21 protein-coding genes are annotated in these 21,994 nt (G+C 42.5%); 8 read left to right on the top strand and 13 right to left on the bottom strand.

Features of this window, described 5'->3' with window-relative positions; all coding sequences use genetic code 11:
• Positions 1 to 13: 13 nt before the first annotated feature.
• From AKG33_RS02780 to AKG33_RS02790, 3 genes are all read right to left on the bottom strand, one after another.
• Positions 14 to 1,555: a peptide MFS transporter gene (locus AKG33_RS02780; RefSeq protein ID WP_011927891.1), complete on the bottom strand. Its 1,542-nt coding sequence runs from the start codon at positions 1,553 to 1,555 to the stop codon at positions 14 to 16.
• A 275-nt stretch (positions 1,556 to 1,830) separates the two neighbouring features.
• Positions 1,831 to 3,174, bottom strand: a complete 1,344-nt coding sequence (locus AKG33_RS02785; RefSeq protein WP_011927892.1) for a hemolysin family protein — start codon at positions 3,172 to 3,174, stop codon at positions 1,831 to 1,833.
• Between the two features lie 149 nt (positions 3,175 to 3,323).
• Positions 3,324 to 4,229 (bottom strand): hydrogen peroxide-inducible genes activator, encoded by a 906-nt coding sequence (locus AKG33_RS02790; protein WP_050707907.1) that lies wholly within the window; start codon positions 4,227 to 4,229, stop codon positions 3,324 to 3,326.
• Positions 4,230 to 4,378: 149 nt separating this feature from the next.
• Between AKG33_RS02790 and ahpC the strand changes: the two genes are divergently transcribed.
• Both ahpC and ahpF read left to right on the top strand, forming a co-directional pair.
• Positions 4,379 to 4,942, top strand: a complete 564-nt coding sequence (ahpC, locus tag AKG33_RS02795; protein WP_011927894.1) for an alkyl hydroperoxide reductase subunit C — start codon at positions 4,379 to 4,381, stop codon at positions 4,940 to 4,942.
• 72 nt (positions 4,943 to 5,014) lie between these two features.
• Positions 5,015 to 6,574: an alkyl hydroperoxide reductase subunit F gene (gene ahpF / locus AKG33_RS02800; protein ID WP_050707908.1), complete on the top strand. Its 1,560-nt coding sequence runs from the start codon at positions 5,015 to 5,017 to the stop codon at positions 6,572 to 6,574.
• Positions 6,575 to 6,638: 64 nt separating this feature from the next.
• Here ahpF and AKG33_RS02805 read toward each other — a convergent pair whose 3' ends face one another.
• The 4 genes from AKG33_RS02805 to AKG33_RS02820 are packed head-to-tail and all read right to left on the bottom strand — an operon-like array spanning position 6,639 to position 9,019.
• A complete protein-coding gene (locus AKG33_RS02805; RefSeq protein ID WP_011927896.1) occupies positions 6,639 to 7,064 on the bottom strand; it encodes a roadblock/LC7 domain-containing protein in 426 nt (141 codons plus the stop codon).
• A gap of 11 nt (positions 7,065 to 7,075) precedes the next feature.
• A complete protein-coding gene (locus AKG33_RS02810; RefSeq protein ID WP_011927897.1) occupies positions 7,076 to 7,606 on the bottom strand; it encodes a GTP-binding protein in 531 nt (176 codons plus the stop codon).
• Positions 7,607 to 7,624: 18 nt separating this feature from the next.
• Entirely contained in the window at positions 7,625 to 8,611 is a 987-nt protein-coding gene (locus AKG33_RS02815) for a hypothetical protein (RefSeq protein WP_011927898.1), read from the bottom strand.
• 51 nt (positions 8,612 to 8,662) lie between these two features.
• Complete coding sequence (locus AKG33_RS02820; RefSeq protein ID WP_011927899.1) at positions 8,663 to 9,019, bottom strand: roadblock/LC7 domain-containing protein; 357 nt, start codon at positions 9,017 to 9,019, stop codon at positions 8,663 to 8,665.
• A gap of 206 nt (positions 9,020 to 9,225) precedes the next feature.
• Between AKG33_RS02820 and tsaE the strand changes: the two genes are divergently transcribed.
• Positions 9,226 to 9,639 carry a tRNA (adenosine(37)-N6)-threonylcarbamoyltransferase complex ATPase subunit type 1 TsaE gene (gene tsaE / locus AKG33_RS02825; RefSeq protein ID WP_011927900.1) on the top strand — a complete coding sequence of 138 codons (414 nt, stop codon included), beginning with the start codon at positions 9,226 to 9,228 and terminating at the stop codon, positions 9,637 to 9,639.
• A gap of 3 nt (positions 9,640 to 9,642) precedes the next feature.
• On the opposite strand, the gene AKG33_RS02830 is transcribed toward tsaE, so the two are convergent.
• From AKG33_RS02830 to AKG33_RS02855, 6 genes are all read right to left on the bottom strand, one after another.
• Complete coding sequence (locus tag AKG33_RS02830) at positions 9,643 to 10,251, bottom strand: lipase family alpha/beta hydrolase (RefSeq protein WP_011927901.1); 609 nt, start codon at positions 10,249 to 10,251, stop codon at positions 9,643 to 9,645.
• A gap of 53 nt (positions 10,252 to 10,304) precedes the next feature.
• On the bottom strand, positions 10,305 to 10,748 hold the full coding sequence (locus AKG33_RS02835; RefSeq protein WP_011927902.1) for a MarR family winged helix-turn-helix transcriptional regulator: 444 nt from the start codon (positions 10,746 to 10,748) through the stop codon (positions 10,305 to 10,307).
• Positions 10,749 to 10,762: 14 nt separating this feature from the next.
• Entirely contained in the window at positions 10,763 to 13,171 is a 2,409-nt protein-coding gene (topA, locus tag AKG33_RS02840; RefSeq protein WP_011927903.1) for a type I DNA topoisomerase, read from the bottom strand.
• A 69-nt stretch (positions 13,172 to 13,240) separates the two neighbouring features.
• The gene (locus AKG33_RS02845) at positions 13,241 to 13,720 is read right to left on the bottom strand and encodes a DUF494 domain-containing protein (protein WP_011927904.1); all 480 of its coding nucleotides are present in this window, start codon (positions 13,718 to 13,720) and stop codon (positions 13,241 to 13,243) included.
• Between the two features lie 4 nt (positions 13,721 to 13,724).
• Positions 13,725 to 14,873 (bottom strand): DNA-processing protein DprA, encoded by a 1,149-nt coding sequence (dprA, locus tag AKG33_RS02850; RefSeq protein ID WP_050707909.1) that lies wholly within the window; start codon positions 14,871 to 14,873, stop codon positions 13,725 to 13,727.
• Complete coding sequence (locus tag AKG33_RS02855) at positions 14,873 to 16,045, bottom strand: LysM peptidoglycan-binding domain-containing protein (protein ID WP_228369816.1); 1,173 nt, start codon at positions 16,043 to 16,045, stop codon at positions 14,873 to 14,875. Before AKG33_RS02855 ends, dprA begins: the two co-directional genes overlap by 1 nt.
• A 335-nt stretch (positions 16,046 to 16,380) precedes the next feature.
• Between AKG33_RS02855 and def the strand changes: the two genes are divergently transcribed.
• From def to AKG33_RS02885, 5 genes are read left to right on the top strand one after another with little or no spacing between them, the layout of a single operon-like run.
• A complete protein-coding gene (gene def, locus AKG33_RS02865) occupies positions 16,381 to 16,926 on the top strand; it encodes a peptide deformylase (protein WP_011927907.1) in 546 nt (181 codons plus the stop codon).
• Complete coding sequence (fmt, locus tag AKG33_RS02870; protein ID WP_050707910.1) at positions 16,923 to 17,867, top strand: methionyl-tRNA formyltransferase; 945 nt, start codon at positions 16,923 to 16,925, stop codon at positions 17,865 to 17,867. Before def ends, fmt begins: the two co-directional genes overlap by 4 nt.
• A gap of 51 nt (positions 17,868 to 17,918) precedes the next feature.
• Entirely contained in the window at positions 17,919 to 19,175 is a 1,257-nt protein-coding gene (gene rsmB / locus AKG33_RS02875) for a 16S rRNA (cytosine(967)-C(5))-methyltransferase RsmB (RefSeq protein ID WP_011927909.1), read from the top strand.
• 3 nt (positions 19,176 to 19,178) lie between these two features.
• On the top strand, positions 19,179 to 19,799 hold the full coding sequence (locus AKG33_RS02880) for a DUF4390 domain-containing protein (RefSeq protein WP_011927910.1): 621 nt from the start codon (positions 19,179 to 19,181) through the stop codon (positions 19,797 to 19,799).
• A complete protein-coding gene (locus AKG33_RS02885; protein ID WP_041729373.1) occupies positions 19,796 to 21,934 on the top strand; it encodes a sensor histidine kinase in 2,139 nt (712 codons plus the stop codon). Before AKG33_RS02880 ends, AKG33_RS02885 begins: the two co-directional genes overlap by 4 nt.
• The last annotated feature ends 60 nt before the right edge of the window (positions 21,935 to 21,994 follow it).

The raw sequence follows: 21,994 nt of genomic DNA on the forward strand, positions 1-21,994 counted from the left end.
TCTGATGAATCAGTTATGAATTACTTGAATCGTCAGATGATTTTTCTGCAGGTTCAGCTTCAGCTGCATCGGCTGCTGATTTTGATGTTGTTGCAGTTGGAGTTTTGGCTTCTATTTCGTCAGCTTTCTTCAACATGCGTGTAATCATGATTGAAGATAAGAAGCATAAGACCATGAAGACTAAGGCAGCAATGGTTAAACTGATATAGAAGTTACCATATCTATTATTGATGAGTTCTTGAGTTAAGGTTTCACCTGGTTTCAAAGCAACAGCTTTTGAAACCGCAGCACCAAGAACACCACTACATGCCATGGCAACCATGAATAAGCTCACTGAGAAACCAGAAATTTCTTTGGGAACTACACGTAAAATGTATGCTACAACCAAGCTACCAATAATAACTTCACCGAAAGCTTGGAAACCGTGAACGATTAAGAATACTTCTGGACGCATGGTCATATCTTCGCTGACGTTTTTCAAGCAGAAAGCTAAGAAAGCAAACGCGATAGAAGTACAAACGAATGCCCAACCTACTTTTGTTGCAGTAGTTAAGTTGATTTTACGTTTTTCTAATTGACCAAAGACGATGGCAATCACAGGGCCGGCAATAACGCACCAGAATGAGTTCATCACAGGAGTACTTTCCGGCATCATTTTGATAAAGCCGAATAAATCACCACGCATTGTATTGATAGCGATGATGTTCATTGAGGTGTACATTTGACCGTAGTATACGAAGAACGCAATTGCCATGAAGAGCATGACCAGTACGGTGACCAAACGTAATTTGATAGCGGTGCTGGATTTGAGCAAGAAAAAGATGAAGTAACCAACGGCTGCCGCACTGATTGTATAAACGATATATTGACCTTTCTCTAAATCTAAGAAGATGAAGTAAGCGGTAGCAATCATCACGATACTGAACACAAAGAACAGTGCCCAACTCTTAGGAGCAACGCGACCTCTGTCGATTTCTGTGGCATTAGCAACCAAAGGTTTATGCATCATGATTAACAGGAGTACGCTGGCGCCGGTAAAACCTGCAGCAATCGCAAAGTTTCCTTTGTAAGCGATATAGGCGGTTAAGAAAGGAAATACGTATTGACCAACTAAAGCACCAACGTTGTTGATGGAATAGTTAATCGGATAACCTTTTTCAAAGTCATTTTGACTGTTAAAAGTTGTTTTGAAAAGGGTCGGGTAGTTTGGAGACATGAGACCACGTCCGTAGCAAACTAACGCAATAGCAGGCACGAGCAAGTTGCCATCTAATTTAATCGCGCAATAAATTAAGAAGGTGTATCCAGCAGTAAATCCTACGTATCCTGCTGTTAAAGAACGGTAAGCACCTAAGTATTTATCACCAATGATACCGCCAGCGATGGCAAACAATGTTCCTATGGATGAAAAAGCACCCAAGATCATCATTGTTTTAGCTTCTGGATAGGCTAAATCTTTTAATAAAAACGGTGATAAAACGATCATTACACCGTAGAATGATAAGCCAAAACTTAATTGGCAAAACATCATCGATAGATTCTTTTTATTCCACATGAAATATCCTTTTATTTGGGTTTGTTAATAGGCGCTTAAGAGTATCCAGTTCCCCAGTTATTGTCAATAATCCCTACTTTATTTTTTATAGAAAAATATTTTATTTATCATTGGGCATAATATTTTTTTGAGGCGAAATAAATAACTTATTGTTTTTAAACATATTTCAATAGCTAAATTATCATGAGCGATTAAAAAGTTTTATTGAAAATAATAAGCTTTCTTTTTAAGAACTAATAGTCTATTAATTCCAAATATTTTTAATGTTGAATTACTCACTCATTTACTTTTTCATTAGGAATAGGTTTTATAATTTCAACAGCAGATTTATTCTTTTGGAGTTTTGTCACTAATATTTGGTCTACTTTTAAATTATCTATATCGACTACTTCAAACTTATAGTCATAATAAATAATATTATCCGTTATTTTAGGGATTTTTCTCAATGAGTACATCATAAAACCAGCAACAGTTTCATAATATTCTGGGTTGGGAAAATCTGCTATGTCTAATGCACGCACCACATCTTCTAATGGCGTTGTGCCATCAATCAACCAGCTGTCTTCGCTGCGGCGGATAATTTGCGGTTCTTCTTCGCTATTAACCAACTCTCCCATCACGATACTCATTACATCTTTTAAGGTTACAACGCCTACGACCAACGCATATTCATTGACCACCACGGCAAAATCTTCCCCCGAATTTTTAAACGTTTCTAGTACGTCGTATAACGATAAAGTATCGGGAATAAATAAAGGTTTATGTAAAATTCGTTTGTCGTTTAAAGAAATTTCTTTTTCTTGTAAATAAAGCGCGAGGAAAGTATGCGCTTCGATATAACCGATGACGTTTTCTAATGACTTATTACAGACCAAGAAGCGATTGTGTGGTTTTTCCAATATGATGGTGAACACTTCTTCAATGGTTGCGTTTTGATCGAAATAAACAATATATTCTCGTGTGCTCATAGTTGATGCAACAGTGCGTTCTTGCATCTCGAAGATATTTTCTATGAGGTAGTGTTCTTGTTTTTTTAACACGCCTGCCTGTGCACCAGCATCGACAACGGCATAAATATCTTCGGAAGTTAACTGATCTTGGCGGGTCATTTGAATGTTAAGCATTTCAAAAATAGCGTTTGCCATGGAATCAAACAACCAAACAAGGGGTTTGAGGATAAATATCATCAATAACATGGGACGTACCATGTGAATGGCGACTTTTTCTGGCACGATCATGGCAAATCTTTTGGGCATCAAATCCGCTAGCAAGATAAAGCTCGACGTAACCAGTAGGAATGACACAATAGAACTCATTATTGAAGCGATATTTTGTGGAAATACTGTTGAAAAAAGTGATACAAAATAAGGACTAATTGCTGCTTCGCCGATTCCCCCAGCAGAAATAGCAATACCGTTATAAAGGATTTGCACGATTGTAATAAAACTGCCTGGCTGCTGCTGCATGTTAATGACATCTGTGGCGCGTTTATCGCCTTCTTTTTCAATAACTTGTAGTTTAATTTTGCTCGCTGATGCTAAACCTAACTCTGCACAAGAAACAAAGGCTGTAGCGACAATCAACAATGTGATAAGAATTAACGCTGATAAAATACTCATAAAATAAAATCTCGATATAAATTTAGACGGGCAATCCTGCTACTTTCTACCTTCATCATACTAAAAAATCAAATAAAAAAATTGCAATGCGCATTTTGTCGTTTTCAGAAACTTATTTATCGTTATAACGCGTTATGAAAACGTCAAAATCAACACTGTTTACGCAACTGGGCAACTGCTTGAGAAAAAATATCTAATAAAATTTCAAGATCCTGATGCCGCGGATAATTAGGACGCGTTACCACGGCTAATTTTCGATGAGGACCAGGCGTTGACAATCGGCAAATATGCAAATTATCGTATTGATACATTTGTGGCAATGCGATTTCTGGAACTAAAGTAATACCCATATTGTTCACGGTTAATTGAATAAGCGTGTTCAAACTGGCATCTTTAAATTGAGTTTGCCCCAAATCTTTATTCATTTTGCACACTTCTAACGCTTGATCACGCATGCAATGACCTTCACCGAGCAGTAACAATTGCGTATTTTTTAATTGATGGGGCGTGACTTTTTCTTCTTTCGATAAGATATGGCTTTTATGCATGATGGCAAAAAAATCTTCTTCGGCAAACGTTTTTTCTTCCAATGAAGCAATATCATAGGGTAGCGCTAAAACGGCAGCGTCTAAACGTCCGGTTTGTACCGCGTTGATTAAACGATCTGAAGTTTCTTCATTAATATTTAATGAAAAATTAGGATAACTTTTGTGAATTAGTGGTAAAACTACGGGCAATAAAAACGGCGCAATCGTGGGAATAAAACCGATATGCATGCCAAATCCCATATCATTTTGTCCCGCGTGGGCGCGTTCCATTAATTGTTGTGCATCTAAATAGATTTTTTGGGCGCGATCCAACAATTCTTTACCGATCGGCGTGATCACAACTTGTTTATTGTTACGTTCAAAAATCGCAACGCCTAAATTTTTTTCCATTTCCGCAATGCCCAACGATAAAGCGGATTGAGAAATATTGCATTCTTCCGCTGCTCGTTTAAAATGTTGGTGCCTTGCAACGGCTAAAGCGAACTGAATTTGCCTTAAAGTGATCATAAAAAATCCTCAGCATGCATCGATAAAATAAATTATTTATCAATTTTACCTTTGATATTTTAAAAGTCAAAATTAAAAAAATCATACTTGAAACTTCTCAATTAATTTCGTAATATTGATGTGAAATTTAAAACAACGAGGTAAACACTATGCCTATCATCAATCGCTCTATCCCAGAATTTAAAGTTGACGCTTTCCACAACGGCGAATTTAAAACCATTACCCATGAAGACGTTAAAGGAAAGTGGGCTGTTTTCTGCTTCTATCCTGCTGATTTTACATTCGTTTGCCCAACCGAATTAGAAGATCTCGCAAAACATTATGATGAATTTAAAGCATTGGGCGCAGAAGTTTATTCAATTTCTTGCGACAGCCATTTTGTTCACAAAGCATGGCACGATACTTCTGATGCCATTGGTAAAATCAAATATCCGATGCTTGGCGATACTACCGGTCTTTTAGCGCGCAGCTTTGATGTTATGATTGAAGCCGACGGTATGGCATATCGCGGTACTTTCTTGATCAATCCAGAAGGCATTATTAAAGCCGCTGAAATTCAAGACGACAACATCGGTCGCAGCGCCAAAGATATGTTGCGTAAATTAAAAGCGGCTAAATATGTTGCCGAACACGACGGCGAAGTTTGCCCAGCGGCTTGGGAAGAAGGTCAAGAAACATTAAAACCGAGTCTTGATTTAGTCGGTAAAATCTAATTGTTTAAAAATGACCATAACAATGGAAGCCGGCTTCATGCCGGCTTTTTCGTAAAAAAGAGGATAACGACCATGATTGATCAATCTTTACTAGATGCAGTGAAACAATACGCCCAATCATTGAGCAAAGACGTCACTTTTGTGATGCAAACGGGCACCCATTCTAAACGCGATGAATTGAAAACATTCCTTGAAGAAATCAGCAGCGTTTCTGAAAAAATACACGTTATTGAACGTGATTTTTCGGGCGCGCGAAACGCCATTTCTTTCACTTTAGAAGTGGATAATCAGGCAACCGGCATTTATTTTTCGGGCATTCCCGGCGGACACGAATTTTCATCGCTCATTTTGGCGTTGTTGCAAGCCGGCGGCGCTGCTTTAAAACTCGATAACAGCATTCAAAATTTTATCCGCACGATTGATGAGCCTTTACATTTTGAAACGTTTGTTTCGTTATCGTGCCATAACTGTCCGGAAGTTGTGCAAGCATTAAATCAATTTGTATTGCTCAACCCATTGATTCATAGCGAAATGATTGACGGCGGTTTATTCCAAGAAGAAATCGAAAAACGCAATATTCAAGGTGTGCCGGCAGTATTTTTAAACGGTCAATCCTTTATTAACGGCAAAATCGATACGGCAAAAATTATTGAAAAACTTTTGGAAAAATACCCACATTTTGCGCAAAAAATGGCGGCAGAAGAACAATTACCGCTGCAAGATGTAACCGTTATTGGCGGTGGACCTGCCGGATCGGCGGCGGCAATTTATGCGGCGCGCAAAGGGTTAAAAGTTACGTTGATTGCCGATCGCATCGGTGGACAAGTGAAAGATACGGTGAGTATTGAAAATTTAATCGGCACTAAAGAAACCACTGGCTCCAAATTAGCGCTGCAATTACAAGAACATATTCAAGCCAACGCTATCATCGTTAAAGAAAATATTTCCGTTAAAAGCGTTGAAACGCACGAAGGCTCCCATGTGGTGATTTTGCAAACGGGCGAACGTATTCAAACGAAAGCGCTCATTGTTGCCAGCGGCGCAAAATGGCGGGAATTAGGCGTTCCAGGGGAAAAAGAAAATTTAGGCAAAGGCGTTGCTTATTGTCCGCATTGCGATGGACCTTTTTTCAAAGGTAAACACGTAGCCGTTATTGGTGGCGGTAATTCTGGCATTGAAGCGGCAATTGATTTGTCCGGAATTGTGCGAAAAGTGAGCGTTTTTGAATTTGCCGATACGTTAAAAGCGGATAAAGTTTTAGTCGATTCGGCGCAATCTCGCGATAACATTGAAATTTTTACCGGCGTAATGACGCAATCTATCGCTGCGGAAAACGGCAAAGTCACCGCGATTCATTATCAAGAACGCGCCAGCGGTGCAGAAAAAACTTTGGCATTAGACGGCGTATTTGTGCAAATTGGGTTGATTCCGAACACGGCTTTTTTAGGCGATGCGGTGAAACGTACGCGTTTTGGTGAAATTGAAATTAACGGGCGTTGCGAGACTTCAACGGCGGGCATTTTTGCCGCGGGCGATTGTACGAATGTCCCGTATAAACAAATTATTATTGCGATGGGAGAGGGCGCAAAAGCGGCACTTTCTGCGTTTGATTATTTGATTCGTCAAAAATAATTGCTTTGTAATTAAAATTGGATTTTGGATAGTTTTAAATTCCCCGCGTACCGCGGGGATATTTTTATCGCATGAGGGATAAACGTTTGCCGATGCTGTCTGAAAGTTTTTTGGATCCGTATAAAATATGAGCCAACATGGCTTGTTGGTCAGATTCGAGCATTAAAATCAAAGTGTTATTTTCGCCGCCGGAAATCGATTGAATGTACACTTTGCCTTTTTCATTATCAATAGTAATAGAACGGCTGGCGCCCAGATCAAATTGCGTTGCCAGCGAGCTGCCCAATGCAAATAATGAACTACCAACCGCCGCTAAATTGGCAACACTTTCTGTGTTGTCGCGATCGCGGCTGCACGCGGTAATTTCGAATCCGTCGAGCGTTGAGATTAAAACGGCTTCCACACCTGGTGTTTCTTCCACAAAAGTAGTTAATGCCGCTTTGCAGTAATTTACGAATGCTTTTTCCCGATAATCTTCAAGTGTCGCCATAATTTTCTATCCTAAACAAGAGATGCTTCTATGGAAGCAATCAGCGTTTCAATTAATAATAAAATATCTGCTTTTTCCCGAGAATCAACTTCAAAAACAGGAAAATGAAGTTGTTTTTTCTCCAGAATTTGAAAACATTCCGATAAACTCAAAAATCCTTTTTTATCCGTATGCGTCAAACCAATGACGATGTTATTTAAATCGTGTTTATGAAAATATTCCACATAATAAGGCAATTCTTCTGCTGCTTTTTCTGTGGAACTGTCCACCAAAATAATCGCGCCCAAGGCGCCTTCCGTCACAATTCGCCATACTAATTCAAAACGTTCTTGACCAGGGGTGCCGTATAAACCGATTTTCGTATCCGGCGGCAAAACAATTTGACCGTAATCGATTCCAACGGTGGTTAATAATTTGCTATGCGATTTTAGATCGGAGTTAGCAACATCGGTGGAAACCACTTCCGTTTCGGATAACGCTTTGATTGCTGTTGTTTTTCCCGCACCCATACTGCCGGCAAAGATAATTTTATATTCCTTCATCGGTTAAATTTTCCTAATTTAGAGACCTAATTTTTCTCGAAAACGCGCCAGTAAACTTTTCTTCTCTTCATTTTTCTTTTGTTCTTCTTTTGTTTGCGGTAAATGCGGTTTTTTATCAGCAACATAACTGCGCATTCCTTCAACGAGAGTCGTTTGACCGGCATAACTGGTTGCAAATAAAAATTTAGAAATTTTTTCCAGCGGATAATGGGTTTTTACTTGTAACTGATGCATATTGACCGGGTGATTTTGCGCATGAGCTGCCAACCGTAATACTTCCGTTCGCCCTTGTTTGCTTAAAGGTTGCGGCCAACGGTTGAGTTGGTAAAACGCATTTGTGTCAATATATTTTTCCCCGTCTAACGTCGATTGCCAGAGTGCTTCAAATAACCATAAATCGAGTTTTAATTGCCGTGCACTGTCCGGAATCTCGTCATCAGTAGCATTTTCCCATGACCATAATTCATAACCAGCGACATTTTCCCGCGCATAATCGATATACACCAATCCGGAAGCGACTTTGATCCAAGTATTTTGTTTTTGGTAAACGCCGCGCAATACCACATCAATCCCTTCTTTTAATTGTTTCAATACCAGATCTTTGTTGGTTGCAACGGCAGGCGTTTTATTTTTTTTCGCGGTATTATTTAAAAGCGTTGTTGGCCGACGTTCGGCGGTGGTTAATAATTGATTTAACCAAACGCGCAACTCGCGGTCGGACGGATCCTTGAGATTAATCGCAATAATATTTTGCTTGTCGCATAAAAATTTGTCTCCTTCATCGCTGTAGGCAGAAACCACGTTGGCGCGAACTTTGGTAACAAATTTTCTCACTTGAGAACTTTCTAAAAAAGTAGCATTAATGACGACGCCATCGAGCAAAGGGTGGCTCGCCGGAACCCATTGAATAACGTAAGAAGGATCGTGATCAACGATTACTTCTTTTAAAATATGTTCCGCATCAGGCGTAAATCCAAGTAAACAAATTTTTTTATATTCAGGCATTTTTTACATTTTGGCATTGTTCAAAAGGAAAACTTTCATAAAAACCCATTTTTATGAAAAATTGAGTTCTTTTTCAAAAGTACGCAATTCATGGCGCGCCATTGCTAAATTAGAACGGCTGCGATCTAAAACCAAATAGAGAAATAAACTCTTATTTCTTTCTAAAGGGCGGATCAAATGGTATCCTTTGCGTAAAGTAATGAGAATATCTTCAATGTTATCATCTACTTTGAGCGATTGTACAACGCGCCGTTTTGCTTTAAGCACTTCCGTATTTCCAGCGGCTGCTAATTCTAAATCCAAACCAATCCCTTGCGTTGCCAGCGCCAAACCGCTTTCCGAATCCACCAACGCTACCGCTTTAAAACCATCAATATCAACCAAGGAATCTAAATTAATGCGTGTCATCCTTAACCTCCCCCAATAATTTTATTCAATAATAGGACGATTTCATCATGAAACAAGCACAAGAGATACCAAATACAATATAGTGATTAGCATACATGATATTAATTGTAATCGATAAAGAGTTGGAAAAAGTTATCGTTTCGGCAACGCACAAGTAATGTGGTAAAACCGCCGCACGATATTGAGGAATAAACGAAAGGAAAAAGATGACTCATTATTTTGACATCACAACGATAGCGCAACTCGATGCCGTTATCGAAGAATTGCGCGCCGTATTTTCACACGGCGTTATTTATTTGCACGGCGATTTGGGCTGCGGCAAAACAACATTCGTGCAACGCTGGCTTTATCAAATGGGTTATCGCGGCGCCGTTAGCAGCCCAACTTATACTTTAATTAACGAATATACGCATCAAAATCAAATCATTATCCACGCCGATTTATATCGCCTGGCAGAAGCTGACGAATTGCTTTATCTCGGAACCGATTTATGGCAACCAGCGCAGCAATTGATTTTTATCGAATGGGCAGAACGCGGCGCGGGATTTTTGCCGAAAGCAACCGTTGAAGCGACTTTTTTATTGTCTGATAAACGTCAATTAATTTGGGCGACAAATTAAATTTTATACGCTAAAAAAGCGGTGAATTTCGTTGACCGTTGATTCTGAAAATAACAGGCTCATATGCGTTTCCGGCAAAGTGATGTGTTGTTGTGCGGTTGCCAAACGCGTTTCTGAAACGGCAACGGTGCCGTCATTTTCTTCACGGAATAAACGGATTAAAGTGCCAACGCCGATGGCGCGTGATCCCGAAATACTTAATAAGGGAATCGCTTCATTCCAGCTTGGAGCGCCTCCATCTAAAGCGTTTTGCCAAGAATTGCCCAATAAAAATTGACCACGATAACGGCGCACGAATTGCGCTAATTGGCTGCCTTGATGCGGCGTTCCCAGCGTCACCACGCGACTTTGCAAAAATAAATCGGGATCTTGGTGATAAAGATGGCGAATCATTAAACCGCCCAAACTGTGCCCAATAAAATAAACGGGCTGTTGCGCGGAAAAAGTTGTAATTTGCGGAAGTAGTATTGATGCGCTATTGCTTAACGGGCGGCGCAACGTTGGATAATTCACCGCTAAACATTCATAACCCAAACGGGATAATTTTTTGGCTAAAAAGCCCATAATTTCACGGCGCAAATATAAACCGTGAATGAGAACAATTTTTTTCATTATTTTGAATTTAAAAAAGAATATACCCACAGAACGTGGGTATATAAATAAAATTAAGCCGTTGCCATATTATCGCGCATCTTTAAAAGATAACTGCGCAATTGCTCGCGCTCCTCAGGCGTAAAATTTTTCAACGCCGCCTCGCGCGCCTCAACTGCCACTTCGTGCATATGTTTCATTAACGGCTGGCTTTTTTCGGTTAAATAAATCAAATTGGTGCGCCGATCGGTTGGATCTTGTCGCCTATCGAGCAATCCGTCGTGCTCTAATTTATCGATTTGACGGGTTAATGTCATCGGCGCGAGATCCATATATTCCGCCAATTTTGTTTGACTTGCGCCCTCATAACGCGAGAGATAAGTGAGAAGCGTCCATTGCGTACGCGTAATACCAAAGCTGCGCACGCGGCGATCGTAATAACTATTCATCAAGCGCGTGGTGTCGTACATTAAAAAGCCAAAACCATGGCGTAAATCGTCTAATTCATGTGTTTTCATTACGGTTCTCTATTTCAATCATGATTGATTCCCTTTTCTGCCTGCTTTGTTGATTTTGTTTTTGCGGTCGATTTTTTCGGAGCCGCTTTTTTTGCTGTTTTTGTGGTTTTTGCTTTTTTCTCCGATGTTTTTTCGGTGGCTTTCTTTTTTCTATTGACTTTGCGTTCTTGCGCTTTTTCCAATAAAGCCAAAGCATCTTCCAACGTCAACGCTGCAGGTTCAATATGTTTCGGTATCGAGGCGTTAATACTACCATTTGTTACATATGGACCAAAGCGACCATTTAAAACTTGTAAGATATCATCACCATTTTTTATTTCTTTTATATGTTTTTTTCTATCTTCTTCTTTTTTTAACGCGATCAGCTCTAAAGCGCGTTCTTTGCTGATAGTAAGCGGATCTTCGTCTTTAGGTAAGGAGACAAATTTGCGTCCAAAACGGACGTACGGCCCAAAACGACCATTATTGATGACGATTTCTTCATCTTCTTCCGTTTTTCCTAAATTACGAGGGAGTTTGAATAATTCTAATGCATTTTCTAGAGAAATTTTCTCAAAATCCCAATCTTCTGGAATACTCGCAAACAAAGGTTTTTCCGCATCATCTTTGCTGCCAATTTGAACAAACGGCCCAAAACGCCCAAAGCGCGCCGTTACTGTTTTTCCTGTTTTCGGATCCATGCCCAATTCTCGCGCTTGCATAACTTCTTCTCGAGAAATTTCGCTTTTCTTCTCAATTTGCGCTTTAAATTGTGCCCAAAAATCTTTTAATAACGGTTTCCATTCCTGTTCACCGCGCGCGATGGCGTCTAATTCATCTTCCAAATCGGCAGTAAAATCATAATCCACGTAACGCTGAAAATGATTGGTGAGAAAATCATTTACCACTTTGCCAATCGTGGTCGGCACAAAACGGCGATTACTCGATTCAACGTATTCACGATTTTGCAGCGTGGAAATAATGCTCGCATAAGTTGACGGTCGCCCGATGCCGTATTCTTCCAATGCTTTAATTAATGAAGCTTCGGAAAAACGGGGCGGTGGCGCGGTGAAATGTTGCGAACCGATGATATCCGTCAACACGATAACGTCACCAATATCCATTTTGGGCAATAAATTCATATTTTCTTCGGCAGATTCTTCCCGATCTTCTAAGTAAACACTCATAAAACCGGCAAATTTAATGATTGAACCCGTGGCATGGAAAATATTTTGCGTATCGCCGGCGGATAAATCGACGCTCGTTTGCTCCATCACGGCTGCTGCCATTTGTGATGCTAAAGTGCGTTTACGAATTAAATCATAAAGTTGACGTTCATCTGCGCCCATTTCTGCCGACAGCATCGCCGCTTCCAACGTAATATCGGTGGGACGAATAGCTTCGTGGGCTTCTTGTGCATTTTTAGATTTTGTGGTGTAAACCGGTGGTGTGGGCGGCACATAAACGGCGCCGTATTGTTGCTCAATCAGTAAACGGCAAGCCTCAATCGCTTCTTGCGCCAAATGTACGGAATCCGTCCGCATATAACTGATATAACCCGCTTCATATAATTTTTGCGCCACGCGCATGGTTTTTTGCGCTGAAGAACGCAATTTTCTCGCGGCTTCTTGTTGCAAAGTAGAAGTAGTAAACGGTGCGGCGGGATTGCGTTTTCGTTCTTTACTGACAATGTCAATAACGGTTAATTGTCCTTGCGCTTGTTTTTTAAGCGTTTCAATTGCCGTTTGCGTTTTTTGCTCATCGGTAAACGAAAATTGCTCCAACTTTTCGCCAGCAAATAAAGTTAATTCCGCAAGAAACGGCTCCTCTTTTTGCTGACAATGGGCGGTAATATTCCAAAATTCTTGCGCTTGAAAGGCATCAATTTCGCGCTCACGTTCCACGATCATGCGCAAAGCCGGCGATTGAACGCGTCCTGCTGATAGCCCTGGACGTACTTTGCGCCACAATAACGGCGATAAATTAAAGCCCACCAAATAATCTAACGCTCTGCGCGCTTGTTGTGCATTAACCAAATTCATTTCGATATCGCGCGGGGCAGAAACTGCTTGCAAAATCGCGCGCTGCGTAATTTCATAAAAAACCACGCGTTTTACCGTTTTTTCAGCTAATACACCTTTTTCTTGAAGTAATTCGAACAAATGCCAAGAGATGGCTTCCCCTTCGCGGTCGGGGTCAGTTGCCAGAAGCAATTCGTCTGCGTTTTTTAATGCTTTTTCAATTTGAGCGACGTGCTTTGCATTGCGTTCAATTAATTCATAATTCATGGCAAAATCGTTTTCTGGCTCAACCGCGCCGTTTTTCGGAATCAAATCCCGCACATGACCATAAGAAGCAAGCACTTCATAGTCATTGCCTAAATATTTGTGCAAAGTTTTTGCCTTCGCGGGCGATTCAACGATTAATAAGTGTTTATAACTCATTTAAAATCCCTTTTGGATCAAGCTTTTTTCTTCTGATGCGAAGATACTTCCTATATCGTCGTTTGCTGATTATTGCATTACCGAATGATCGTCATCATCTACCAGCCATATTTGCGACCATTTGCGTTCCCAAACGGTTTCAGAAGCGCCCGTATTCATGATAACCATCATTACCACCCAATGAAGCGTTTCCAAAGATAAAGGTTCTTCCAAAGCAATGGCTCTTTCGATTACCGTTTCTTGTAGTTGGGTATCTAAAACACCAGCACGACACAAGCCGCGCAAAAAATCTTGTCCTTCCTCATCGATAAAATACGCTTCTTGTGGAGAAAAAATGCGCACGGCAGGATTTGTTTGAATGATGGGTTGGTAATCGCCGATTTTTCCTAATTCGCAAAACCAATCCATTGCCCGTCCAACATCTTCATGAGCAAAGCCGGCTTCACTCAACCAATGCGCCATTTGATTTAAATCTGCCTCTTGCCCATCTTGCTCGGTCAAAATATCATCAAATAGATAAAACAATACGTTAATCACTGATTCGCGCATCTGTTTACTCCTTATGACTTCGTTGGTAACGACCGCCTGATAAAGATGCCACCGCACCGTCTAACTCAAGCATTAACAGCATGGCGGAAATTTCAGCAGCCGTCAAATGCGTTTTTTCCACCAAATCATCGACGTGCCACGGGTCATAACCCATGATATTTAATAAACGATTTTCCAAACTATTCGCTGGATATTCCTGATGCGTTTGGGGCTCGTTTTGCGGCAAGTGATGCGGTTGGAATTGCTGTTGTAATTCAACATTTGCTTTGGCAAGTGGTAACAATTCCTCCACGATATCTTCATAAGATTCAACGAGCTTTGCGCCCTCGCGGATTAATTGATGACAACCGCGCGCGAGCGGATTATGAATAGAACCCGGTAATGCAAAAACTTCCCGACCTTGTTCGGCAGCCAAACGCGCCGTAATTAAAGAACCGCTTTGAATTGAAGCTTCAACCACTAAAACCCCCAAAGATAACCCGCTGATAATGCGATTGCGCCGCGGAAAATGATGCGCGCGAACGCCGGTGCCCACGGGAAATTCCGACACAATCGCGCCGTTTGCGGCAATTTGATGCGCCAATTCACGGTGCCGCGCGGGATAAACACGATCTAATCCCGTACCAACGACGGCAAGCGTTTTGCCGTGTACTGCTAAAGCTGCCTGATGTGCGGCGCCGTCAATACCCAAAGCCATGCCGCTGGTAATCAGCAAACCATTTTCAACCAGTTTTTGAGCAATTTGCGTGCAATTTTGTATGCCGGCAGCGGTCGGCTGGCGACTTCCAACCACGGCTAATTGCGGTGCTGATAATAAATCCACATCACCTTGCACGAATAAAAGCGGCGGCGGATCGGTAATTTCGCGCAATAAAGCAGGGTAACGCGCATCTTCAAGCGTCAAAATATGACGATTGGGATCAGCAGCGCACCACGTTAAATCTTGCTGCCAATCCGTTTCTTTTTGGGCACGGTGCCACGGTTGCCATTTTTCTGGAGCAATGTTTGAAAAACGCTGTTGCACTTCGCGATCTGAACTGGCAAAAAAAAGGGTTGGCGACCCGAAAGTCGCCAACACGTTATGGAATGTTTTTGAACCAACGCCTGGGGCGCGCCACAACGCGCACCACGCGGCTAATTCATCATCTTTCATTACGGACGGACAATCCAGTCTGTCACATCGATATTTTGTTGAGAATCCAAAACAAATCCTAAACTATAGTTTGGATAAACTTTGATAATCATCAAATAACCGATTTCTTTATGAGGAATTTGTACCATTTGTCCTTGAAGTTCTCGCATCGGGCCGGGGCGGACGATCTTCCAAACATCGCCAACTTGTGCGCCGTTATCTTGACCAAAACTGGTAACAATCGTATCAAATTCCTTGATATTGGTTGTTGTTTTATTGGTATTAGACAAGATATAACCGCGGTTGCAATTTGATGACGGAATTTGCGGGAAGTAGTCAAAATCTTCTTCTGGCACGGACGGAACTAATACGTCGTGTTCCAAAATATTTTGCGCCACATCGATGGGGTGCAATTTAGTTATGCCTTGTGCATCGCGTTCACCCACTTCCACTTCGCCGATATATTGCATTTCTTGGGCGATGATGGGTTGTTTACCCTTATCGACTTGATCCATATTGGCAACAAAATTACCCACTGGGCGGTAAATCGAGAAGTTTTCAACGCCGCTCGGGAGATTACGTGAATAGAAAGTTTGTTGTTGTGTTAACGTTAAATAATCGCCGGCATCGCCAAAAATAAAGGGAAGTGATTGCACTTGTTGCGGTGTCATGATTTCAGTTTTCAAAACAAACGGCGCTACCACTTTATTTAAAATGGTGATTGGTAAATCGTGGAAATTGTATTCACGATATCCGGGGTTGTATTTATAAATCTTGCGACCATCTTTAGTTTGGCGACCGGTATCAACGCCGTGATATTCGCCGGCTTCGATGATACCAATTCGTTTTTCGCCGCCAACATCAACAATACCCAATACGTCGCCGGGATAAATCAAGTGCGGATTGCGAATTTGAGGATTGTTGTACCACAATTTTTTCCAATACCATGGTTTGACTAAAAAGCGCTTAGAAATATCCCACAACGTATCGCCTTTTTTAACCACATAACGCAAAACGTGGCGATCGCCGAAAGCATCTTGCGGATTTCCCTGATTTTGATAAGTGCCCGGCATACATTGTTCTACCGGACGTTGTGTCCGAGCTAGAAAGGGGTCTTTCGTTGAAGAACATCCCGCCAAAAGAGCAACGATCGATGCTCCTAACAATAATCCATTCATACGGTTATTAAACACAATAATACTCCTCGTCGAACAATCCATTTTCACCTTAGCCAAAACTCGGCCATCTGCTTATAATAACGGGAACCATGACATTTTCATACCATTTTTATCAACATCTTCCGCGGATAAAACGCCGGTTAAAATAAGCGCTTGCTTGAAAAAATGCGCGCACAAATTTTTTGTCTGCCAGCATAATTGAGACCGAATCCCAAGGAAAACGCTCGTTTTATGTGATAAAAATATTCCTTGCCGCGCCTTATTTGCTGCCCATTTGGCTGTGAAACACATACAATACCGCCGGCAATTTTATCTTATTTGTCCGCTCGTACGAAAATTAAAGAGAACTTATGGCTATTTATTCAATTTTAATTCACCCCGATCCGCGATTACGCCTTCCCGCGCAGCCTGTAACGCATTTTGATGATGCGCTTGCCGAAATAGTGCAAAACATGTACGAAACCATGTATCACTTCCACGGCATTGGTTTAGCGGCGCCGCAAGTCAATATTCAACAACGTTTAATCGTGATGGACGTACCGCAGCGCAGCGCTGAAGAAGGCGAAAAAGCCGAACAAATTCCAAGCGATAAACTCGTTTTAGTTAATCCTGAAATCGTGCAGCGTTCTGAAGAATGTCAAGATTATGAAGAAGGCTGCTTATCCTTGCCGAATCAATACGCGCTGGTTACACGTCCGGCAAATATCACCGTTCGATATCAAGATATCACCGGCGCAACGCAAGAACGCGCTGCCCAAGGATTATTATCCGTTTGCATACAACATGAAATCGACCATTTAAACGGCGGTTTATTTATCGATCATTTATCCCGATTAAAACGCGAACGTTTAGAAAAAAAACTGGCTAAATCTTTAAAAAATACAAAAAAATCATGACAAAACCTCAAATTTGGTTTGCCGGCACCCCAGAATTTGCCACTGCTGCTTTAGATGCGCTCGTTAAACACGTTTCCGTTGCCGGCGTACTAACGCAGCCCGATCGTCCCGCCGGACGCGGACGAAAACTCAAAGCTTCCGCCGTAAAAGCGCGCGCAGAGCATTATCAATTGCCGATTGCGCAGCCCGAACGTTTACAAGAAAGCGCGCCGCCTCTTGCGCACTTGCCGCAACCGGATATCGTTGTAGTCGTTGCTTATGGATTATTGTTACCGCAATGGTTTTTGGATTATCCGCGTTTGGGGTGCATTAATATTCACGCTTCATTATTACCACGGTGGCGCGGCGCGGCACCCATTCAACGCGCGATTGAAGCCGGCGATGAAGAAACCGGCATCAGCATCATGCAAATGGACGCTGGACTCGATACGGGCGCCGTTTGGTTAGAAAAACGGCTACCCATCGGCGAACAATCTGCCAGCCAGTTACACGATGCTTTAATGCAATTGGGCGCTGAAGCATTAATTGACGTGCTGCCAGATATTTTAGCGCAAGCGCGCGCGCCCATTCCGCAGCCATCGTCAGGCGCGTGTTATGCCCATAAATTGAGCAAAGCAGAAGCCGAAATCAATTGGCAAGATGACGCGGCAAACATCGTGCGCAAAATCCGCGCGTTCGATCTTTTTCCCGTGGCATACAGTTATTTAGACGACGCGCCCGTTCGTTTTTACGACGGAATCGCGTTATCCGAACATACCGAATCGGCGCCGGCGGGAACCGTTATCGAACACAATCAAGAAGGCATTGATATTGTTTGTGGTTCGGGAATTTTGCGCATCAAACGTTTGCAGTTGGCAGGAAAAAACGTGGTTTCTGCGGCGGCATTAGCCAATGGTTGTCATTTAAAAGGACGTCATTTTGCAAGAAAAAATCAGTTATAACGGCGTTTTTCATATTGACAAGTTGCCGCTTAAAATATTAAGGAGTTTTTGATGAAGGCTCGTGAGGCTGCCGCGCGCACGCTTTTTGCGGTTATCGAACAACGGCAATCGTTAAACCAATTATTGCCCGCATTTAAAAATCAATTACCCGATATCGACCGCGCGCTCTATCAAGAACTGGTTTATGGCACTTTGCGCGAATATCGTTCATTATCGTTTTTGCACAATCGATTACTGCATCAACCGTTAGACAAAAATCCGTTGCCGGCAATCATTTTAAATCTCGGTATTTATCAATTATTACGGTTAACGCTTGGCGATCACGGCGTGGTTCATGAAACCGTTGAATTGTGTAAAAAATTGCGTTGTCCGGCGGTGAGCGGCTTAACGAATGCTGTTTTACGCCGCGTGCAACGTGAACGCAGCGCGTGTTTGCAAATTTTAGAGGAAAATAAAGCGCGCAACATTCCTGCGTGGTTATTGCCGGCGTATCAAAAAGATGGCGACGTTGACGCGTTTATTATGCGTCCGCCGATGACGGTTCGCGTTCGATTGCCGCAAACGGCAACTCAATGGATCGCGCAACACGGCGCAAATGCGCGTCTAAATCCGTTGCATCAACAAGCGGTAACGTTTAATCAAGCCATCGGTGTTGAAGATTTGCCGGATTTTGCCAGCGGCGGCGTTTCCGTACAAGATGCGATGGCGCAGTGGGCAGCAACTTTATTACAACCGCGCGCGGGAGAACGGATTCTCGATGCATGCGCCGCGCCCGGCGGCAAAACCGGTCATTTGCTGGAACTTGCGCCACAATGCACATTGATTGCCCTCGATCATGCTGCTGATCGGCTTGAGCGCGTTCAAGAAAATCTCAAACGGTTACATTTAAACGCGCATTGTCAAACTGCTGATGCCGCGGATTTAGCGTCGTGGTATGACGGGCACGCTTTTGATGCCATTTTGTTAGACGCGCCGTGTTCGGGCAGCGGTGTAATTCGTCGTCACCCTGATATTGCGTGGCTGCGCAGTGACAGCGATTTAAAGCAATTGCCGAAAACGCAATATCGTTTACTCGATACGCTGTGGCAAACGTTAAAAATCGGCGGGCGGTTGCTTTATACGACTTGCTCCATTTTGCCGCGCGAAAATCAGCAACTCATCGAGCAATTTTTATATACGCATCGCGAGGCACAATTGCGCCCGATAACGTTGCCAAAAGGATTGGATACGGGGCACGGTTGGCTGCATTATCCCGATGCTGACGGCGATGGTTTTTTTTATGCTTTACTGGAAAAACGCGAGAGGTAACGGGTGAATTTATACCATCGCATTGATGCGGCAGCGATTTTTATTAAAAATTGCATCATAAAATCAATTCATCATGTGAAAACGCTGACCGCTCGCTTTTGTTTGCCGATGATTTTTGTGAGTTTATGCAGTGTTTACTGTATCAACGTTAATGCCAAAACCACGATCGTCAGTGGCGCTTGTTCTTTGCAAAGCGAGCAATGGTATATCCAATTAAATAGCATGGTTACTTTGGGCGCCGAGCCGATTAAAGCATTGAAAAACGGCATTACTTTGTATTTTGCCTACGAAATTGAGTTTTATAACGGCTGGTTTGGCGACAATAAACGCATTACGCACCAATTGCGGCTGCGTTATAACCACATCAGCCAAAGTTATGTATTAACCGATCCCATCACTTTAGCCGAACAACAATTTCCTACAATTAACAGCGCATTAGCAGCCATGGGATCGGTTGATCGTTTGCCGTTGATTACCGCTCAATTATTAACGCCAGATGTGGATTACCGCATTCGCGCGCGTTTTACGTTACAAAGCGATAAATTGCCCGTTTCTTTGCGGCTGACGGCATTAATTAATGATGATTGGGACGTTAACAGCGCGTGGTGGTACTGCGCGCCATGAAACTCAATATCCGCCATATGATTCGCACGATGGCGTTGGGAGTATTGACCATTATCGCCAGTCTCATCGCCATTTATCAATTAACCCAAGCGGCGACGCGTCCGGAAGATGCCAATCCGTATTACATTCATTTTTTGATCATTACGTTAATCGGTTTGGCGTTGATTTTTTCGCTGGCGCTGTGGCGCATTTATGCTTTAATCCGCCATTTGCGCCGTCAGCATAGCGGCGCGCGGTTGTCGTTATCTTTTGCGTTACGCATGTTATTAGCGGCTTTATTTCCGCTGGGGATTATCGGCGCTTTTTCGTGGTCTTTTTTGTCGTCAGATTTAGGCATGATTTTTAACCGGCGGGTGACGATTGCGTTGGAAGATGCGTTACAGTTAACGCGCAGCGCCATCAGCTGGCGCGCCAATCAAGCGATTATGCAAACGCGGCAACTCGCGCATTTTATGACGACGATGCGTTATATCGATTTAGTCAGCGAAATTGAATTACTGCGCCGCGCCAATCACGCCATTGAACTCGCGCAATTTGATCATCAAGGCAATTTAGTTGCATTTGCGCATCAGGATTTAACGGTGATGACGGTGGCGCCACCCGATGCGGCGACGTTATCACGCGTTAATGAAGAACAAGAATTTTTTGAATTTTCCGCAGAAAGCGATGATACGTATAGCATTCGCGTATTAAGCAAAATGATTAAACCCGATTCGGAGGTTTTTTATTTGCGCGCGATTTATGCGATGCCAACCGAATTTAATACGCTTGCCAATTCCGTGCGCGAAAATTATCAGCAGCATTTGTCCTATAGTTATTTGCAGCCGCACATTACCACCAGTTTATTGCTGGTTTTTGGTTTGATTATTGCGTTGACGGTTTTAAGCGCGTTGTGGTTGAGTACGCTTTTTGGCGAAACGATGGCGCGCCCCGTGCGGCAATTAATTGAGGCGACGCGCAAAGTTGCCGGCGGCGATTTTTCAACGCCGGTTACCGTGATTCATAATAATGATTTGGGTGTTTTAAGTAATCATTTCAATATGATGATGTCGGCGTTGCGCGCTGCCGAAGAAACCAATTCTTTAATTCAAAGCCAGTTGAGTGAACAAAATACTTTTTTATCTACTTTGTTAGACAACATCACCGCCGGCGTGATGACTTTAGATCATTTGGGGCAATTGCAGGTATACAATCACGCCGCGCCGCAATTATTAGATTGTGATTTATTGCCTTATTTGGGCAAAGTGCCGCCGGCGGAAGAATGCGCCGTTGATAGTTACGGCGAATTTATGGCGGCGATTGCGCGTTGTTCCGATAAAGAAGAATGGCATCAGGAAGTGGTGTTGGCGAAATTTTCGCAACGGAAGATCGTCATCAGTCACGGGCGAAGGTTGCCGGCGCCGCAGCAAAATGGTCACGGCTATATTATTGTTTTTGAAGATGTCACTGAATTTCAACAAAATCAACGCAATGCCGCGTGGGAAGAAGTTGCCAGACGTTTGGCGCATGAAATTAAAAATCCGCTGACGCCGATTAGGCTACAAACCGAACGTTTGCAGCGCAAATTAACCGATAAATTAACCGATGAATACGATCGCCATATTCTTCAACGTGCCACGGAGACGATTATCAATCAAGTTGATGCGATGTTGCAGTTGGTCAGCGATTTTAGTCAATATGCCAAACCAATCGAGTTGCGCCGGCAACGTCTTGATATTAATGCGTTATTGCAAGATATCGCCAATCTTTATCATCATTACGATCTTGAGCTGCAATTGGCGCCCGATGTGCCGCCGCTACTTGCCGATCCCATTCAATTGCGGCAGGTGATGATTAATTTAACCAATAATGCGCTCGAAGCCAGTAAAAATGGGGAAAAAACCATGATTTGTTGGACGACGTCTTACGAAAATGGTCTGATTAAAGTCAGCGTGGAAGATAATGGCAGCGGTTTTGCGGATTTGAGTAAAGATCCTTTTGAGCCGTACGTAACGACGAAACCCAAAGGCACGGGATTAGGTTTGGCAATCGTTAAAAAAATCATCACCGAACATCAAGGCAGTATTCAAGCCGGTCCGAGCAAGCAGTTAAACGGTGCTAAAATAACGTTTATTTTGCCCCTATCATCTGAATAGGTTTTTTACGATTATTGGCAGAATGTTTGCGCACGCTGCTAGCCATTGAGGATTTTGTAG

The organism is Dichelobacter nodosus, from assembly GCF_001263335.1.
Classification (GTDB): Bacteria; Pseudomonadota; Gammaproteobacteria; order Cardiobacteriales; family Cardiobacteriaceae; genus Dichelobacter; species Dichelobacter nodosus.

Excerpts from the sequence above, each read along its gene's own strand:
- AKG33_RS02780 (WP_011927891.1), bottom strand. The coding sequence starts at position 1,555 with ATGTGGAATAAAAAGAATCTATCGATGATGTTTTGCCAATTAAGTTTT.
- AKG33_RS02785 (WP_011927892.1), bottom strand. The coding sequence starts at position 3,174 with ATGAGTATTTTATCAGCGTTAATTCTTATCACATTGTTGATTGTCGCT.
- AKG33_RS02790 (WP_050707907.1), bottom strand. The coding sequence starts at position 4,229 with ATGATCACTTTAAGGCAAATTCAGTTCGCTTTAGCCGTTGCAAGGCAC.
- ahpC (WP_011927894.1), top strand. The coding sequence starts at position 4,379 with ATGCCTATCATCAATCGCTCTATCCCAGAATTTAAAGTTGACGCTTTC.
- ahpF (WP_050707908.1), top strand. The coding sequence starts at position 5,015 with ATGATTGATCAATCTTTACTAGATGCAGTGAAACAATACGCCCAATCA.
- AKG33_RS02805 (WP_011927896.1), bottom strand. The coding sequence starts at position 7,064 with ATGGCGACACTTGAAGATTATCGGGAAAAAGCATTCGTAAATTACTGC.
- AKG33_RS02810 (WP_011927897.1), bottom strand. The coding sequence starts at position 7,606 with ATGAAGGAATATAAAATTATCTTTGCCGGCAGTATGGGTGCGGGAAAA.
- AKG33_RS02815 (WP_011927898.1), bottom strand. The coding sequence starts at position 8,611 with ATGCCTGAATATAAAAAAATTTGTTTACTTGGATTTACGCCTGATGCG.
- AKG33_RS02820 (WP_011927899.1), bottom strand. The coding sequence starts at position 9,019 with ATGACACGCATTAATTTAGATTCCTTGGTTGATATTGATGGTTTTAAA.
- tsaE (WP_011927900.1), top strand. The coding sequence starts at position 9,226 with ATGACTCATTATTTTGACATCACAACGATAGCGCAACTCGATGCCGTT.
- AKG33_RS02830 (WP_011927901.1), bottom strand. The coding sequence starts at position 10,251 with ATGAAAAAAATTGTTCTCATTCACGGTTTATATTTGCGCCGTGAAATT.
- AKG33_RS02835 (WP_011927902.1), bottom strand. The coding sequence starts at position 10,748 with ATGAAAACACATGAATTAGACGATTTACGCCATGGTTTTGGCTTTTTA.
- topA (WP_011927903.1), bottom strand. The coding sequence starts at position 13,171 with ATGAGTTATAAACACTTATTAATCGTTGAATCGCCCGCGAAGGCAAAA.
- AKG33_RS02845 (WP_011927904.1), bottom strand. The coding sequence starts at position 13,720 with ATGCGCGAATCAGTGATTAACGTATTGTTTTATCTATTTGATGATATT.
- dprA (WP_050707909.1), bottom strand. The coding sequence starts at position 14,873 with ATGAAAGATGATGAATTAGCCGCGTGGTGCGCGTTGTGGCGCGCCCCA.
- def (WP_011927907.1), top strand. The coding sequence starts at position 16,381 with ATGGCTATTTATTCAATTTTAATTCACCCCGATCCGCGATTACGCCTT.
- fmt (WP_050707910.1), top strand. The coding sequence starts at position 16,923 with ATGACAAAACCTCAAATTTGGTTTGCCGGCACCCCAGAATTTGCCACT.
- rsmB (WP_011927909.1), top strand. The coding sequence starts at position 17,919 with ATGAAGGCTCGTGAGGCTGCCGCGCGCACGCTTTTTGCGGTTATCGAA.
- AKG33_RS02885 (WP_041729373.1), top strand. The coding sequence starts at position 19,796 with ATGAAACTCAATATCCGCCATATGATTCGCACGATGGCGTTGGGAGTA.